General features: G+C 70.9%; 12 protein-coding genes. 9 read left to right on the forward strand and 3 right to left on the reverse strand.

The window, feature by feature from the left end; all coding sequences use genetic code 11:
* Window positions 1-52 precede the first annotated feature (52 nt).
* The 4 genes from ptsP to IRX98_RS11400 all read left to right on the forward strand — a co-directional run bounded on the left by ptsP (window position 53) and on the right by IRX98_RS11400 (window position 5739).
* A complete protein-coding gene (ptsP, locus tag IRX98_RS11385) occupies window positions 53-1732 on the forward strand; it encodes a phosphoenolpyruvate--protein phosphotransferase (protein ID WP_224276800.1) in 1680 nt (559 codons plus the stop codon).
* 41 nt (window positions 1733-1773) lie between these two features.
* The gene (locus IRX98_RS11390) at window positions 1774-3510 is read left to right on the forward strand and encodes an alcohol dehydrogenase catalytic domain-containing protein (protein ID WP_224276801.1); all 1737 of its coding nucleotides are present in this window, start codon (window positions 1774-1776) and stop codon (window positions 3508-3510) included.
* Between the two features lie 140 nt (window positions 3511-3650).
* Window positions 3651-5177 (forward strand): PTS mannitol transporter subunit IIBC, encoded by a 1527-nt coding sequence (locus IRX98_RS11395; protein WP_224276802.1) that lies wholly within the window; start codon window positions 3651-3653, stop codon window positions 5175-5177.
* A 130-nt stretch (window positions 5178-5307) separates the two neighbouring features.
* On the forward strand, window positions 5308-5739 hold the full coding sequence (locus IRX98_RS11400; protein WP_224276803.1) for a PTS mannitol transporter subunit IIA: 432 nt from the start codon (window positions 5308-5310) through the stop codon (window positions 5737-5739).
* A gap of 147 nt (window positions 5740-5886) precedes the next feature.
* Here IRX98_RS11400 and IRX98_RS11405 read toward each other — a convergent pair whose 3' ends face one another.
* Window positions 5887-7359 (reverse strand): CAP domain-containing protein, encoded by a 1473-nt coding sequence (locus tag IRX98_RS11405; protein WP_224276804.1) that lies wholly within the window; start codon window positions 7357-7359, stop codon window positions 5887-5889.
* A 157-nt stretch (window positions 7360-7516) separates the two neighbouring features.
* Window positions 7517-9649 carry a molybdopterin-dependent oxidoreductase gene (locus IRX98_RS11410; RefSeq protein WP_224276806.1) on the reverse strand — a complete coding sequence of 711 codons (2133 nt, stop codon included), beginning with the start codon at window positions 9647-9649 and terminating at the stop codon, window positions 7517-7519.
* A 131-nt stretch (window positions 9650-9780) separates the two neighbouring features.
* On the opposite strand from IRX98_RS11410, the gene IRX98_RS11415 reads away from it, so the two are divergent.
* From IRX98_RS11415 to IRX98_RS11430, 4 genes are all read left to right on the forward strand, one after another.
* Window positions 9781-10047, forward strand: coding sequence for a DUF6458 family protein (locus tag IRX98_RS11415; RefSeq protein WP_224276808.1), 267 nt, complete (start codon window positions 9781-9783; stop codon window positions 10045-10047).
* Window positions 10048-10219: 172 nt separating this feature from the next.
* Window positions 10220-10495, forward strand: a complete 276-nt coding sequence (rpsO, locus tag IRX98_RS11420; RefSeq protein ID WP_224276810.1) for a 30S ribosomal protein S15 — start codon at window positions 10220-10222, stop codon at window positions 10493-10495.
* A gap of 291 nt (window positions 10496-10786) precedes the next feature.
* Entirely contained in the window at window positions 10787-13021 is a 2235-nt protein-coding gene (locus tag IRX98_RS11425; RefSeq protein WP_224276812.1) for a polyribonucleotide nucleotidyltransferase, read from the forward strand.
* A gap of 87 nt (window positions 13022-13108) precedes the next feature.
* A complete protein-coding gene (locus tag IRX98_RS11430; RefSeq protein ID WP_224276814.1) occupies window positions 13109-14416 on the forward strand; it encodes a M16 family metallopeptidase in 1308 nt (435 codons plus the stop codon).
* Between the two features lie 204 nt (window positions 14417-14620).
* On the opposite strand, the gene IRX98_RS11435 is transcribed toward IRX98_RS11430, so the two are convergent.
* On the reverse strand, window positions 14621-15136 hold the full coding sequence (locus IRX98_RS11435) for a class I SAM-dependent methyltransferase (protein ID WP_207081935.1): 516 nt from the start codon (window positions 15134-15136) through the stop codon (window positions 14621-14623).
* A gap of 78 nt (window positions 15137-15214) precedes the next feature.
* Between IRX98_RS11435 and dapB the strand changes: the two genes are divergently transcribed.
* The gene (gene dapB / locus IRX98_RS11440; protein ID WP_224276816.1) at window positions 15215-15994 is read left to right on the forward strand and encodes a 4-hydroxy-tetrahydrodipicolinate reductase; all 780 of its coding nucleotides are present in this window, start codon (window positions 15215-15217) and stop codon (window positions 15992-15994) included.
* Window positions 15995-16111 lie beyond the last annotated feature (117 nt).

Here is a 16111-nt window from a genome sequence, read left to right on the forward strand (position 1 = left end):
TTTAGTCCCGAATGTGTTGCTTGTCAACAATGTCGTGATCTACGGTGTGTCCATGACCACAGCCGAGCACGTCCTGAGCGGGACCCCGGTCGTGCCGGGTGTCGCCGCGGGCCCCGTCCTCCACGTCCGTGGCGAGGTCTCGCCCGACGCGATCGCACGCTACGGCGACGGTGACTTCGCCGACGCCGAGGCCGCGCTGGCGGCGTACGACGACGCCGCTGCGGCCGTGGCGGAGACGTTCTCCACCAAGGCGGCCGCTGCGCAGGGTGCCGCCGCCGAGGTGCTCACCGCGAGCGCCGGCCTCGCCCGTGACAAGGGATTGCGCTCGGGGGTGGCCAAGAAACTCCAGGCCGGTCAGGGTCCGGTCGCGGCCGTGCAGGGCGCGGTGGAGCAGTTCGTCACGATCTTCACCAACATGGGCGGGCTGATGGCCGAGCGGGTGACCGACCTGCGCGACATCGAGCGCCGCGTGGTGGCCCACCTCGTCGGTGAGCCCGCACCGGGCGTGCCGACGCCGACGGAGCCGTCGATCCTGGTGGCCGAGGACCTCGCGCCCAGCGACACCTCCGGCCTCGACCCCGAGCTCGTCACCGCGCTGGTCACCGAGCGCGGCGGGGCCACGAGCCACACCGCGATCATCGCCCGCCAGCTCGGCATCCCCTGCGTGGTCGGGGCTGCCGGCGTCATGGAGCTCGCCAGCGGGACGTTCGTCGTCGTCGACGGCGAGACCGGCTCGATCGAGCAGGGCGCCGACCCCGAGGAGGCCCGCGCCCGCGTCGAGGAGAGCCGGCGGCTGCGCGAGGAGCTGGCCCACTGGAGCGGTCCGGCCGCCACGGCGGACGGCCTGCCGGTCAAGCTGCTCGCCAACGTCGCCGACGGGCCCTCGTCCGCCTCGGCCGGCACCGAGCCCGTCCAGGGCGTGGGCCTGTTCCGCACCGAGCTGTGCTTCCTCAACCGCAAGGACGAGCCGAGCGTGGAGGAGCAGACGGACATCTACGCGAGCGTCCTCTCGCCCTACTCCGACGGCCGCTACGTCGTCGTGCGTACCCTCGACGCAGGCTCCGACAAGCCGATCGCCTTCGCGACCCAGGAGGGGGAGGAGAACCCCGCCCTCGGCGTCCGCGGCCTGCGGCTCAGCTTCGGCAACCCCGGCCTGATGGACCGCCAGCTCGACGCGGTCGCCGCCGCGGCGGAGCGCACCGGCACCGAGACGTGGGTGATGGCGCCGATGGTCGCCACGGTCGCCGAGGCCGCCGACTTCGCCGCCAAGGTGCACGCCCGCGGTCTCAAGGCCGGCGTGATGGTCGAGATCCCCAGCGCTGCGCTCCTCGCGCACCGGATGCTGGAGGTCGTCGACTTCCTCTCGATCGGCACCAACGACCTCACCCAGTACGCGATGGCCGCCGACCGCATGGCCACCGACCTCGCGCACCTCACCGACCCGTGGCAGCCCGCGGTGCTCCAGCTGATCGCGATCACCGCGCACGCCGGCACCGAGGCCGGCAAGCCGGTCGGGGTCTGCGGCGAGGCGGCCGCCGACCCGCTGCTCGCCACGGCGCTGATCGGCATGGGCATCTCGTCGCTGTCGATGGCCGCCCGCGCCGTACGCCCCGTCGGTGCGCAGCTCGGCAGGGTGACCCTCGAGACCTGCGAGGCCGCCGCCGAGGCGGCCCTCGGTGCCGCGGACCCGATGGCCGGACGTGCCGCGGTCCGCGAGCTGCTCGGGCACTGAGCCCGACCCCCGGACATCCACCACCTCACCACGGAGGAAGCATGACCTCACAGTACGACCGCTACCGCGCCGCCGACCTCGACGTCCCGGAGCAGGGCTGGGCCTGGCACCTGTGGGGCGCGGGCGAGGACAACATGGGCAGGGACGACCAGCCCGAGCTCGTGCCGGTGCCCCGACCCGATGCCGACCACATGCTGGTGCGCATCGACAGCGTGGGGCTGTGCTTCTCCGACGTGAAGATCATGCGACAGGGCGGCAGTCACCCGAAGCTCTACGACCGCGACCTGTCCGCCGAGCCCACCCGGCTCGGGCACGAGGTGAGCCTCACCGTCATCGAGGTCGGCGAGAACCTCCAGGACCGCTACCACGCCGGCCAGCGGCTGGCCGTGCAGCCCGACATCTACCAGGACGGGAAGAGCACGGCCTACGGCTACACCATCCCCGGCGGCCTCATCCAGTACCACCTCATGGGCGCGGAGATGCTCGAGACCGACGACGGTGCGTGCCTGCTGCCCCTGCCCGACACCATGGGCTACGCCGAGGCCTCCACCCTGGAGCCGTGGGGGTGCGTGATGGCCGCCTACACCCAGCGTCGCCGCCTGGAGCCGAAGGCCGGCGGGACGATGTGGATCATCGGTCGCCCCGGCGACGAGCGGGACTACGAGTTCTCCTCCGGGCTGGACGCCCCGGCCACCATCGTGCTCACCGACGTGCCCGCCTCGGTGGCGAGGCTCGTGGAGGGGACGTCGGCCACGACGGTCGTGCGCGACGGCCTCGGCCCCGACGACTTCCAGGCGCTGGTGGACGAGCTGACCGATGGTGCCGGCTTCGACGACATCGTGATGCTCGACCCGCGGTCCGCGGCGACGGCGGGTGCCGTGGCCACGCGCATCGCCCGTCGCGGCACCCTCAACCTGGTGGGGGAGACCGCCCTGGACGGGCTGGTGGACCTCGACGTGGGCCGTCTGCACTACGACTACACGGCCTACATCGGTGGCCGGGGACCGGACATCGCGGCGTCGTACGGCGAGGCGCGCAACCGCTGCGACCTGCGCCCGCGGGGCACCACCGTCTTCGTCGGCGCCGGCGGCCCCATGGGCCTGATGCACGTCCAGCGGGCCATCCAGCAGCCCGACGGGCCCCGCACGATCGTCGCCACCGAGGTGAGCGACGAACGGCTGCAGAGCCTCCAGGAACGCCTCGCCCACCTGGCGGAGGCCAACGACTGCGAGCTGGTGACCTTCAACTCCCAGACCTCCGAGCAGTCCCTCCACGACTTCGTCATGGGGCTCACCGACGGCCGGGGGGCCGACGACGTGGTGGTCAGCGTCCCCATCGCCGACGTGATGGCCGAGGCCGACACCCTGATGAACCCCGACGGCATGCTCGTCTTCTTCGCAGGCGTGCCCAACGGCACCCTGGCGCCGTTGAACCTGAGCGCGGTCTACCTCGACAACGCGCAGTACACCGGGACCTCGGGGCTGACGATCCACGACCAGCAGCAGGTGGTGGACCTGGCCAACCGCGGTGAGCTCTCCCCGGGATCCATCGTGGGTGCCGTCGGCGGCATGCGGGCGGCCAAGGACGGCCTGCGAGCGCTCGTCGAGGGCAGCTACTCCGGGAAGGTCCTCATCTTCCCCCAGATCCACGACCTCCCCCTGATGGGGCTCGACGAGCTGGAGGAGACGCTGCCGCAGGTCGCCGAGAAGCTGTCACCCGGCGGTACGTGGAACGACGAGGCCGAGAAGGCGCTCTTCGAGAGCCAGCTGAAGAGCTAGTGGTGATCCTCCAGGTGCGGTAAAGCCACAGACTCGGGCACGAATCATGCCCGAATGCTTGGCAACGTGCCCGATCGTGAGGTTTAATCACGACATCATGTGATGGGGGTCACCCCGAGCACAATCTGGAGGACATCAGCATGGCGACGACATCCACACCCGCGGCCCGCACCGGCGCCCGCGTACACGTGCAGCGGTTCGGCACGTTCCTCTCCAACATGGTCCTGCCGAACATCGGCGCGTTCATCGCCTGGGGCCTGATCACCGCACTCTTCATCCCCAATGGCTGGCTCAACCTCGGCGGCGGCGACAACGCCTGGCTGTCGGACACGAGCTGGGTCGCCCAGATCGGTGGGTGGGACGCGGACGGCGGCGGCATCGTCGGACCGATGATCACCTACCTGCTGCCGCTGCTGATCGGCTACACCGGCGGCCGGATGATGTACGACAACAACATCCGCGGCGGCGTCGTCGGCGCCATCGCGACCATGGGCGCCATCGCCGGCGCCAGCGTGCCGATGTTCCTCGGCGCGATGATCATGGGCCCGCTCGGCGGCTGGTCGATGAAGAAGCTCGACGCCCTCTGGACGCACAAGATCCGCCCGGGCTTCGAGATGCTGGTCAACAACTTCTCCGCCGGCATCTGGGGCATGATCCTGGCCATCGTCGGGTTCGTGGTCGCCGGCCCGTTCGTGACGTGGTTCAGCGCCCGGGCCGAGGAGGTCATCGACTTCCTCGTCAGCAACAGCCTCCTGCCGCTGACCTCGATCTTCATCGAGCCGGCCAAGGTGCTCTTCCTCAACAACGCGATCAACCAGGGCATCCTCACCCCGCTCGGCACCAACGAGGCGGCCAGCGAGGGCCAGTCGATCCTCTTCCTGCTCGAGGCCAACCCGGCCGCGGGCGCCGGTCTGCTCCTGGCCTTCATGTTCTTCGGCAAGGGTGCGGCGAAGGCCTCGGCCCCCGGCGCGCTGCTCATCCACTTCGTCGGCGGCATCCACGAGATCTACTTCCCCTACGTGCTGATGAAGCCGAAGCTGATCCTCGCGATGATCGCCGGTGGCATGACGCAGATCTTCATCAACCTGGTCTTCGACTCCGGGCTCCGTGCGCCGGCGGCTCCGGGATCCATCATCGCGGTGCTGATCCAGACGCCGGGTGCGAGCTACGTCGGCGTCATCCTGTCGGTCATCGGTGGGGCTGCTGCCTCCTTCGCGGTCGCCGCCGTCCTGCTGAAGATGGACAAGGCCGAGGACGAGGGCGACCTCGCCGCCGCCACGACCAGCATGGAGTCGATGAAGGGCAAGACGTCGATCGCCTCCTCGGCGCTCGGCGGCGGTGCGGCCGTCGCCACGGCCGCCACCGCGACCCAGGAGATCCGCACCATCGTGTTCGCCTGCGATGCCGGCATGGGCTCCTCGGCCATGGGCGCCTCGGTGCTCCGCAAGAAGATCCACGACGCCGGCCACACCGAGGTGACGGTGGTCAACAAGGCCATCTCCAACCTCGAGGACGACGTCGACCTGGTGGTCACCCACCAGGACCTCACCGACCGGGCCCGCCTGAAGACCCCGTCCGCCGTGCACGTCTCGGTCGACAACTTCATGGGCAGCCCGCGCTACGAGGAGATCGTCGAGATGGTCCAGCAGAACAACCGCACCACCTGATCGACCCCGAAGCCCGGCTCCCGCACGACGGGGGCCGGGCCCTCGGCGCAGGGCCCCGCGACCGACCGTGTGGTCTGATGGCCGCACGCGACAACCCACACCTGACCCACTGCGAGAGAAGAGGCGCCGGATGAGTGACGTACTGAGCCGCGAGGCGATCGTGCTGGGCGGGCAGGCCCGTGACCGGGAGGCAGCGATCACGGAGGCCGGGCAGCTGCTCGTCGCCGCCGGAGCCGTCGACCAGGCGTACGTCGACGCGATGCACGAGCGCGAGACCTCGGTCTCCACCTTCATGGGCAACGGCCTCGCCATCCCGCACGGCACCAACGAGGCGAAGGCGCTCATCCGCCACACGGCGATCTCGTTCATCCGCTACGACGAGCCGATCGACTGGAAGGGCAGCCCGGCGACCTACGTCGTCGGCATCGCCGGCGCCGGCGACGACCACCTCACGGTGCTCCAGGCCCTTGCCGGCGCGTTCACCGACGATGCCAGCCTCGCCGCGCTCGCGGCGGCGCAGACCCCCGACGACGTGCTCGCCGTCCTGGCCGAGAAGGTCTAGACCCGGCGAGGTGGAGGCTGACCCCCGTCCCTCCACCCCGTCGCACCAGGAGCCCCCGCCGACCAGCCTCGGCGGGGGTTCCTCTGCGTCGACACTCGGACCGCACGCGGCTGGGCGAGAAGGCGCAGCGCGAGATGGGGTCAGTGTTCAGCGGCGCACCCGACCGACCCTGACCTTGATCACCGCGGGCCGGTAGCCGGAGCGCTTGCCGGTGACGCGCAGGACGATCTTCGTCCCGGCGTATGCCTTCGTCAGCCGCAGCCGCTTGCCCTTCGCGACGACCCTGCCGTTGCGCACCCACGTGAACGTGCTCGTGGCGCTGGGGCGCCACTTCGCCGGCATCGCGGTCAGGGTGCGGCCGACCTTCACGGTGCCGCGCACCCGGGGCCGGCGGACGAGGTCCAGCGTCTTCGTCCCGGTGGTGCCGGGCGTCGCTACTTCGATGATCGTGACGGGTGTGCTCGACACGGCGGTCGGCTGGTAGTAGTCGGCGTGCCCCACCTCGGCGTAGTGGATCTGGTGCCCGATGTCCTTCCTGGACGGGTCGTAGGAGGTCCCGAAGCTGTAGGCAATCCTCGTGCCGTCGCGGTACCACCGCCCGTCGGCGCTGCGCGCGCCCACGGTGGTCCAGGTGCCGGGGGTGGCGGTGAGGGTGTCGCCGACGCGGGCGGTACCGGCCACGGTCGGCGCCGAGCCGGGCTCGACGGACCGGTCGGGGCGGACGAGGGTGACGGTGTAGGTGTGGTCGGGGGCAGGCACGCCTGCGGACGTCATGCCGGAGATGGTGACGAGGTAGCTCGCGTCGACACCGACGGCCGGTTGGAGGTCGCCGGGCGCCTCGAAGACGATCCCGCGTGCGGACCGGTCCACGACCGTGGGCACGCTCAGCCCTGACGGACCAGAGACGGTGGCGACGGCGTCGGTGAGGTCGAGGTCGGTGCGCGTCGTGTCGAACGACCAGCGTGTGGACACGAGCGGGGACGCGACCAGGCCGGCCGGCGGCCATGCCACCCACCCGGACGTCGTGGTTCCTCCAGCGGCGCGGGCAGCGATCAGCACTGCGTTGAAGGCGTCGGTGGAACCGACCGCGAACGCCGTGTTGAGGGGGTTGAGGAGCGCGCGCCGGTGTCCGACCGGAAGGTTGTGCGGCCCCCAGTCGTGGATGTAGGAGGTGATGCCCGAGGCCGCGGGCTGTCCGGAGAGGAGGTTGTGGGTGAACGGCTCCTGGTAGCAGTGCCACGACGGCGGCGGGTGGTGCTCGAGGGCACCGTTGGCGTGCATCATCAGCGCGGCCCGCTGCGGCATCGCCGCGAGCGTCTGGTCGAGTGCGGCTGGAGGCGATCCGACCAGCTCGCGGTAGAAGTTGATCTGGTCGATCGTCGCCGCCTCGGACGCCGCACTGGTGGTGCCGGGTGTGCATGTGGCAGCGTTGCCGGTCCAGCCGACGGGGACCTGGTTGTTGCGCAGCCATCGGTCGTAGAAGGAGTCGATCGTCTGCTGTCGGTCCAGGCCGACGCGTGCCGTCGACTCGGGGCGCGCGTGTGAGGTTCCCGGTCCCAGCAGCATGGGGACGAGGCACAGGGCCAGGGCTGCGGCCGCGGGTCGGGTCAGTCGTGGCATCGGAGGCCTACCAGGGGGTCCGGTCGGTGCCGGGTCCTTCGCCACGCAACGGGCTCCGGGGCGCTGGATGTGACGACGTCACGCAACATGACCAGTTTCGATGACCCTCCTGGCAGCGTCGGGCCGCGGCGGGCGTCCGCCTGCGTCGACGAGCGCGTCAGCAGGCGGTAACGGCGACCGGCACGCCGTTGAGCGCGGCGTTGCCGGACACGTCGAGGAGCTCGGGGTCGGTGAGGTCGTTGACCGAGACCCCGGGCACCTCGCGGCTGCGCTCCATGCGTACGCCGTCGCGCGCGTGGCCGTAGCCATGGGGGAGCGAGACCACCCCGGGCATGAGGTCGTCGGAGGCGGCCACGTCCACCTCCACCGATCCCACCCGTGAGGTGACGCGCACCCGGGAGCCGTCGGCGATGTCGCGGTCGGCGAGGTCGGCGGGGTTCATCAGCAGCTGGTGGCGCGGGCGGCCGCGGGTGAGGCGCTCGGAGTTGTGCATCCAGGAGTTGCAGTCGCGCTGGTGGCGCCGGCCGATGAGCAGCAGCCCGTCGTCGGCCGGTGCCTCCACGGCGGCGAGGCGGGCGACGTCGCGGACCACGAGGTCGGGGGCGAGGTCGACCCGCTTGCCCCTCGACGGCAGCCGAGCCGGCAGCTGGCCCCCGCGGAGTGGCCCCAGGTCGATGCCCTGAGGGCGTGCCCGCAGCTTCTTCAGCGTGACGCCGCTCGAGCCGCGGCGCAGGAGCTGGCCGATGAGGAAGGTCGGGCTCGCGGTCAGCCGGGCGCGCTGGACCAGGCGCTTCTTCAGCGGCGCCCTGCGCTCCAGGCGAGCCGTCGTGCGGAGAGTGATCTCGCGGAAGATCTGCCAGTCGTGGCGCTGGTCGGCCTCCTTCTCGAAGACCGCCGGGGTGAAGCGGGCGGTGTCGCGCACGGCCAGCAGGTGGAAGACCAGGTCGTAGTGGTCGCGCTCGAGCGCGGTCGTCGGCGGCAGGATCACGTCGGCATGCCGGGTGGTCTCGTTGACGTAGATGTCGACCGCCGCCATGAAGTCGAGACCGCGCAGCGCCGTGTCCAGGCGGGCGCCGTCGGGGGTCGACAGCACCGGGTTGCCGGCGACGGTCAGCACCGCCCGCACCTGCCCCGCGCCGGGCGTCTCGATCTCCTCGCGCAGCGCCGAGACCGGCAGCTCGCCGGCGGTCTCCGGCAGGTCCCGGACCCGCGAGCGCCACGCGTCGTGGTGGCCGCGCCCGATCAGTCCGGTGCCGACGGCGTCGATCGCGGGCGTGGTGAACATCGCCCCGCCCACGCGGTCGAGGTTGCCCGTCAGGATGTTGAGGCAGTTGACCGCCCACTGGCAGACCGTGCCCCACGGTCCGGCGGAGACGCCGATCCGGCTGTAGACCACGCCCGCGTCGGCGGCCGCGAGCTCGCGCGCCAGGCGCCGGACCTCCCCGGCCGGCAGGCCGCTCATCGCCTCGGCGCGCTCGGGGGTGAAGTCGGCGACCAGGTCGACCACTGTCGCCAGCCCGTCGGCGTACGCCGCCACGGACGGGCCACCGTCCGGCTGCGCCTCGGCAGTCAGGACGTGCAGCATCGCGAGCAGCACCCACGCGTCCGTGCCGGGACGCACGAAGTGGTGCTCGTCGGCCACCTTCGCGGTCTCGGTGCGACGCGGGTCGATCACGACCATCCGCCCTCCGCGGGCGTGCAGGTCGCGCACCCGCTGCGGGAAGTCCGGCACCGTCATCAGCGAGCCGTTGGAGGCCATCGGGTTCGCCCCGATCACCAGGAACCACGACGTGCGGTCGATGTCGGGGATCGGGAGGAACAGCTGGTGGCCGAACATCAGGTGCGCCACGAGCTGGTGGGGGAGCTGGTCGACCGAGGTGGCGGAGTAGCGGTTCCTCGTCCGGAAGGACTTGAACATCGCGGTGCCGTGGGTCATCGAGCCGAGGCTGTGGGCGTTGGGGTTGCCGAGGTACACCCCCAGCGCGTCGTCGCCGTGCTCGTGGATGACGGCGGCCAGCCGGTCGGCGACCAGGTCGAAGGCCTCGTCCCAACCGATCTCCTCCCAGCGCGCGTCCGGACCCTCGCCGACGCGGCGCACGGGCCGGCGCAACCGGTCGGGGTCGGCGTACACGTCACCGATGGCCACGCCCTTGGGGCACACGTGCCCGCGCGACAGCGGGTCGGCGGGATTGCCGCGCACGCCGACGACCTCGCGCCCCTCGATGGTGATCTCGAGGCCGCAGATCGCCTCGCAGAGGTTGCACACGCCCATCCGCTTCTCCGTGGCCATGGGGCGATCGTCGCACGCCCCGGTCCCGAGGGGCGGGCACCCCGGAGGGGGGTGACACGCGGCGCTGGGCAGGCCAGACTCTGCCGCGCCCGGTCCAGACCGGGCGCATCCCCAACAGAATGGAGCACGTCATGGGTTTCGGAGGGCCGATCGGCCTGATCGTCGTGGGACTGATCCTCGCGCTGGCGTTCAACGACCAGCAGGTGGGACCGTTGGAGGTGATCACGCTCGGCTGGATCCTGGTGCTCGCCGGTGTGCTGTGGCTCGTGCTGACGTTTGTGCAGCAGAACACCAAGCGTCGTCACACCACCACTGCCACCACCACCGACGCGCAGGGGCGCCAGGCCAGCACCCAGCGCACGAGCGAGTCGGACCCGCCGCCCCCGCCGGCGGTCTGAGCCACCTGCAGGTCCTTCGTTGCGCGGCGCGGATTGGGCCCACCGATCAGCGCCTCGATATGCTGCTGCGGTTGCCCGCGAGGGTGACGTGCCGTCATGACGGCCGCGGATTCCACAGTGCCCCGGTGAACAGGCCCGGGCGCGCCGCGCAACGAGAACCGAAGGAGCCCCCATGTCGATTGGTACCGACGCGGAGACCAAGAAGAAGATCATCGCCGAGTACGCCCTGACCGAGGGTGACACCGGTTCCCCCGAGGTCCAGATCGCGCTGCTCAGCCACCGCATCGCCCACCTCACCGAGCACCTCAAGACGCACAAGCACGACCACCACAGCCGTCGTGGTCTGCTGCTGCTCGTCGGCCAGCGCCGTCGTCTGCTCAACTACCTGCAGAAGACCGAGATCGAGCGCTACCGCTCGATCATCGAGCGCCTCGGCCTCCGCCGCTGATCCCCGGAGCGGCCTCCCGCACGCGGGGGGCCGCTCCTGCGGTTTCCGGGCGTCCCGAGCGCGCTCACGGCGCGCTAGTGTCGGACCCGGAGCACTCCACAACTGAACACACAACCATCAGGAGCGACCCGCACGTCCGGCCCGGTCCTCGGTAGTGGCCTTCAGATCCCGCGCGAGACGCGGACGATCTGCGGGCCTCGATCGAAGACCGGCCCCCGCGGGGCCTGACGCCCCACCACCGAGTGGACGCGCGCGGATCGCTCCGCGAAGAGAAAGCAGGATCCTGCTTCCATGAGTGAACCCATCATCTCCGCCGTCGAGACCGTTCTCGACAACGGCAAGTTCGGCAAGCGCACCATCAAGTTCGAGACCGGCCTGCTGGCCCGTCAGGCCGCCGGTTCGGTCACCGCCTACCTCGACGACGAGACCATGCTGCTCTCGGCGACGACCGCGGGCAAGACGCCCAAGGACCACTTCGACTTCTTCCCCCTGACGATCGACGTCGAGGAGCGGATGTACGCCGTGGGCCAGATCCCCGGCTCGTTCTTCCGGTCCGAGGGCCGCCCGGGCGAGGACGCGATCCTCACCTGCCGCCTCATCGACCGTCCGCTGCGCCCGACCTTCAAGAAGGGCCTGCGCAACGAGGTCCAGGTCGTCATCACGGTCATGGCCCTCGACCCCGACCAGCCCTACGACGTGCTCGCGATCAACGCCGCGTCGCTCTCCACCCAGCTCTCCGGCCTGCCGTTCTCCGGCCCGGTCGGTGGCGTCCGCGTTGCCCTCATCGAGGGCCAGTGGGTCGCCTTCCCGTCGCACTCGCAGCTCGAGTCGGCCGTCTTCGACATGGTCGTCGCGGGCCGTGTCACCGAGTCCGGTGACGTCGCCATCATGATGGTCGAGGCCGAGGCGCCCGAGGACACCTACGCGCTCGTCCAGAACGGCGCCCAGGCTCCCACCGAGGAGATCGTGGCCGGTGGCCTCGACGCCGCGAAGCCCTTCATCAAGCAGCTCGTCGAAGCCCAGGCCCAGCTCGCTGCCGAGTCGGCCAAGCCGGTCCAGGACTTCCCGGTCTTCCTCGACTACGAGGACGACGTCTACGCCGCCGTCGAGGCCGCGGCCAAGGACGACACCGCCGCCGCGATGACGATCGGCGACAAGCAGGAGCGCGAGACCAAGGTCGACGAGATCAAGGTCGCCCTGCTCGAGAAGCTCTCCGGCCAGTTCGAGGGTCGCGAGAAGGAGATCGGCGCGGCGTTCCGCTCGCTGAACAAGAACCTCGTGCGCCAGCGCGTGCTGCGCGACAAGGTCCGCATCGACGGTCGCGGCCTGGCCGACATCCGTCCGCTGCACGCCGAGACCAACGTGATCCCGCGCGTGCACGGCTCGGCGCTGTTCGAGCGTGGCGAGACCCAGATCCTCGGTGTCACCACGCTCAACATGCTCAAGCTGGAGCAGCAGCTCGACACGCTGTCGCCGGAGAAGCACCGCCGCTACATGCACAAGTACGTCTTCCCGCCGTTCTCCACCGGTGAGACCGGTCGCGTGGGCTCGCCCAAGCGTCGCGAGGTCGGCCACGGCGCCCTGGCGCGTCGCGCCCTCCTGCCGGTGCTGCCCTCGCGCGAGGAGTTCCCCTACGCGATCCGCCAGCTCTCCGAGGCCATGGGCTCCAACGGCTCCACCTCGATGGGCTCGGTCTGCGCCTCGACCCTGTCGCTCCTGCAGGCCGGTGTGCCGCTCAAGGCCTCCGTCGCCGGCATCGCGATGGGCCTCATCTCCGACGAGGTCGACGGCGAGACGCAGTACGTCGCGCTGACCGACATCCTCGGTGCGGAGGACGCCTTCGGCGACATGGACTTCAAGGTCGCCGGCACCCGTGAGTTCGTCACCGCGCTCCAGCTCGACACCAAGCTCGACGGCATCCCCGCCGAGGTGCTGGCCGCCGCGCTGACCCAGGCCCGCGACGCGCGCCTGGCGATCCTCGACGTGATGGCCGAGGCCATCGACGCTCCGGAGGAGATGTCGGTCCACGCGCCGCGCATCATCACCGTGCGCGTGCCCGTCGACAAGATCGGCGAGGTGATCGGGCCCAAGGGCAAGGTCATCAACCAGATCCAGGACGACACGGGCGCGACGCTGTCCATCGAGGACGACGGCACGGTCTACATCGGTGCGACCAACGGCGAGGCTGCCGAGGCGGCCAAGGCCGCGGTCAACGCGATCGCCAACCCGACCATGCCCGAGGTCGGTGAGCGCTACCTCGGCACCGTCGTGAAGACCACCAACTTCGGTGCCTTCGTCTCGCTCATGCCCGGCAAGGACGGCCTGCTGCACATCAGCAAGCTGCGCGCCCTCGCCGGCGGCAAGCGCGTCGAGGCCGTCGAGGACGTGCTCTCGGTGGGCCAGAAGGTCCAGGTCTCGATCGCCGAGATCGACGACCGCGGCAAGCTCTCGCTGGTCCCCGTCGTCGACGAGGCCGAGGGCGACTCCGAGGAGTCGGCCGAGGTCGAGGCCACCGACGCCGAGTGACCTGATGCTCCATCCGCGACCGGCCGGCAGCCATGCCGGCCGGTCGCGGCATTTCACCCCCGGCTCCACCGGTTCGGAAGGACCCCAGTGCAGAAGAACGGCACCACCCGCACGCTCCACACCGTCAAGGACGCCGACGGCGCGGTGACCTCACGCGTACGCCGCACCGTGCTGCCCAGCGGCCTGCGCGTCGTCACCGAGCAGATGGCCGGCACCCGCTCGGCCAGCATCGGCGTGTGGGTCAACGTGGGCTCGCGCGACGAGACGCCCGCGCTCCACGGCTGCTCGCACTTCCTCGAGCACCTGCTCTTCAAGGGCACCCCTGAGCGCTCGGCGATGGAGATCTCGGTCGCTCTGGACGCGGTGGGGGGCGAGTTCAACGCCTTCACCACCAAGGAGTACACCGTCTTCCACGCCCGGGTCCTCGACGAGGACCTCGCGACCGCCGTCGACGTGCTGGGTGACATGGTCACCGCCTCGACCATCACCGCGGCTGACGTCGAGGCCGAGCGCGACGTGATCCTCGACGAGATCGCGATGCACGACGACGACCCCGACGACGTGGTGCACAACCTCTTCGCCCACCAGGCATGGGGCGACACGCCCCTCGGACGTCCGATCGCGGGCACCGAGGCGTCGATCACCGCGATGACGCGGGCCCAGATCCACCGCTTCTACCGCCGCCACTACCGCGCCGACAACATGGTCGTCTCGGTGGCCGGCAACGTCGACCACGCCGACGTGGTGCGCCAGGTCAGGAAGGCCTTCGGCCGCGAGGGGTTCCTCGACGGCGAGGCCACCCCCACGCCGCCCGCGCAGAGCGAGCACGCACGCAAGGTCCACCCCGGCGAGACGCGTACGGTCCGGCCGCAGGAGCAGGTGAACCTCGTCCTCGGCGTGAAGGGGATGACCCGCACCGACCCGCGTCGCTACGCCCTCGGTGTGCTCAACACCGCGCTCGGCGGCGGCACGTCGTCGCGGATGTTCCAGGAGGTCCGCGAGCTCCGCGGCCTGGCCTACTCCGTCTACTCCTTCGCCAGCCACCACGCCGACGCCGGCGTGGTCGGGGTGTCCGTGGGCTGCCTCCCCGGCAAGTACGACGCCGTGCTCGAGACCGTGCGCGGCGAGCTCGCCAAGGTGGCCGCCGAAGGCCTCACCGAGGAGGAGGTCGAGCGCGGCAAGGGTCAGCTCAAGGGCGGGCTCGTGCTCGGCCTGGAGGACTCCGGCTCCCGCATGTCACGCATCGGCAAGGCCGAGCTGGTCTACGACGAGCTGCTCACCATCGACGAGGTCGTCGGCCGGATCGAGGCCGTCACGCACGAGGACGTGTGTGCCCTCGCCCGTGAGCTCTTCACCCAGCCCGAGCTGCTGGCGGTCGTGGGTCCGACCGCCTGAGGCCTCGACCTCGCTGGTCGAGCAGCCGAGCGCACCTGCCCTCGCTGGTCGAGTAGCCGAGCGAGGAACGAGCGAGGCGTATCGAGACCCCTCACCCTCGGGTCTCGATACGCGCGGTCACGCCTTCGTTCCTCAGGCGTGCGCGCTACTCGACCACCATGCTTGGCGACCGTCGAACGGCCTCGCACGCTCGGCCGACGACGGTCACCTGCGCGCGATGATGCCGATGACCGGGGGAGCCTTCTGCTCGACCACGCTCACCCGGAACCCGCCGCGCAGGAGGTTCTCCGACGCCTTCTTCACGATGTTGGGCACCAGCTCGGGACGGGCGGCCTCGTAGAAGAGGTAGACCGCGCCGCCGGGGACCACGCGCTCGTGGAGCAGCGCGATCTCGTCCTCGCACGCCCGGACCCAGAAGAGGTTCACGTTGAAGGCGAAGACCTTGTTGAGCCGCTTGACCGGCACCCGCAGCGTGGCGAGGTCGATCTGGCGCACGACGAGCCGGCCGGCGTCGACGTACTTCTGGTTGCGACGCTTGGTGCGGTCGACGCCCGACTCGGAGCGGTCGATCGCGAAGAGCTTTCCGGTCTCCAGCTTGGCGCAGATGGCCTCGGCGCCGGCACCGGGACCGCATCCGATCTCGAGGACCTGGTCGCCCGGCTGGACGTCCATGAGGTCGACGGCCCACTTGATGCGCGGCGGGATGGTCGGGGAGGGCATGGCGCACAGCCTGCCAGACCCGCGTTCACGAGTCAGCCACCGCCACCCGCGACCCGCGCCCGACGGTAGGTTGGGCCTGTGAGCACGCCTGCACCCGAGCCCCAGGACACCCCCGTCAAGGTCGGCGTGCTCGGCGCGCGCGGCAAGGTCGGCGCCGAGGTGTGCCGCGCCGTCGAGGCGGCCGCGGACACCGAGCTCGTCGCAGCCGTCGACGCGGGGGACGACGTCGAGCAGCTGGTCACGGCCGGGGCGCAGGTGGTCGTCGACTTCACCCACCCCGACGTGGTGATGGACCACCTCCGGTTCTGCATCGAGCACGGCATCCACGCGGTCGTCGGCACCACCGGCTTCGACCGGTCCCGGCTCGACCAGCTGGAGACGTGGCTGGCCGACGCGCCGGAGGTCGGAGTCCTCATCGCCCCCAACTTCTCCATCGGCGCGATCCTGATGATGCGCTTCGCCGCCGTCGCGGCCCCCTTCTTCGAGTCGGTGGAGGTCGTCGAGCTGCACCACCCCGACAAGGCCGACGCGCCGTCCGGCACCGCCCGGCGCACCGCGGAGATGATCGCCGCGGCGCGCCGCGAGGCCGGCAGCGCGCCGATGCCGGACGCGACGTCCACGGGACTCGACGGCGCCCGCGGGGCCGACGTCGAGGGCGTACGCGTCCACGGGCTGCGGGTGCGCGGACTGGTGGCCCACCAGGAGGTCGTCCTCGGGGCGCCGGGGGAGACCCTCACCATCCGGCACGACTCGCTCGACCGGGTCTCGTTCACCCCCGGCGTCCTCACCGGCGTGCGGTCGATCGCGGCTCACCCCGGCCTCACGGTCGGTCTCGAACACTTCCTCGACCTCGACTGATATGTAGGGCGCGCCTGTCAAGGGCAGGGTGAGGCGCCGTCGGGCCTGGGTGGCCTGACGGCGCCTCGCTTGGTCTGGATCTGGTCGTCTGCGCAGCGTGTCTTCGCGACGCGCGGT

Origin of the sequence: Nocardioides lacusdianchii, from assembly GCF_020102855.1 — a bacterium.
In the GTDB taxonomy this organism is placed as follows: Bacteria; Actinomycetota; Actinomycetes; order Propionibacteriales; family Nocardioidaceae; genus Nocardioides; species Nocardioides lacusdianchii.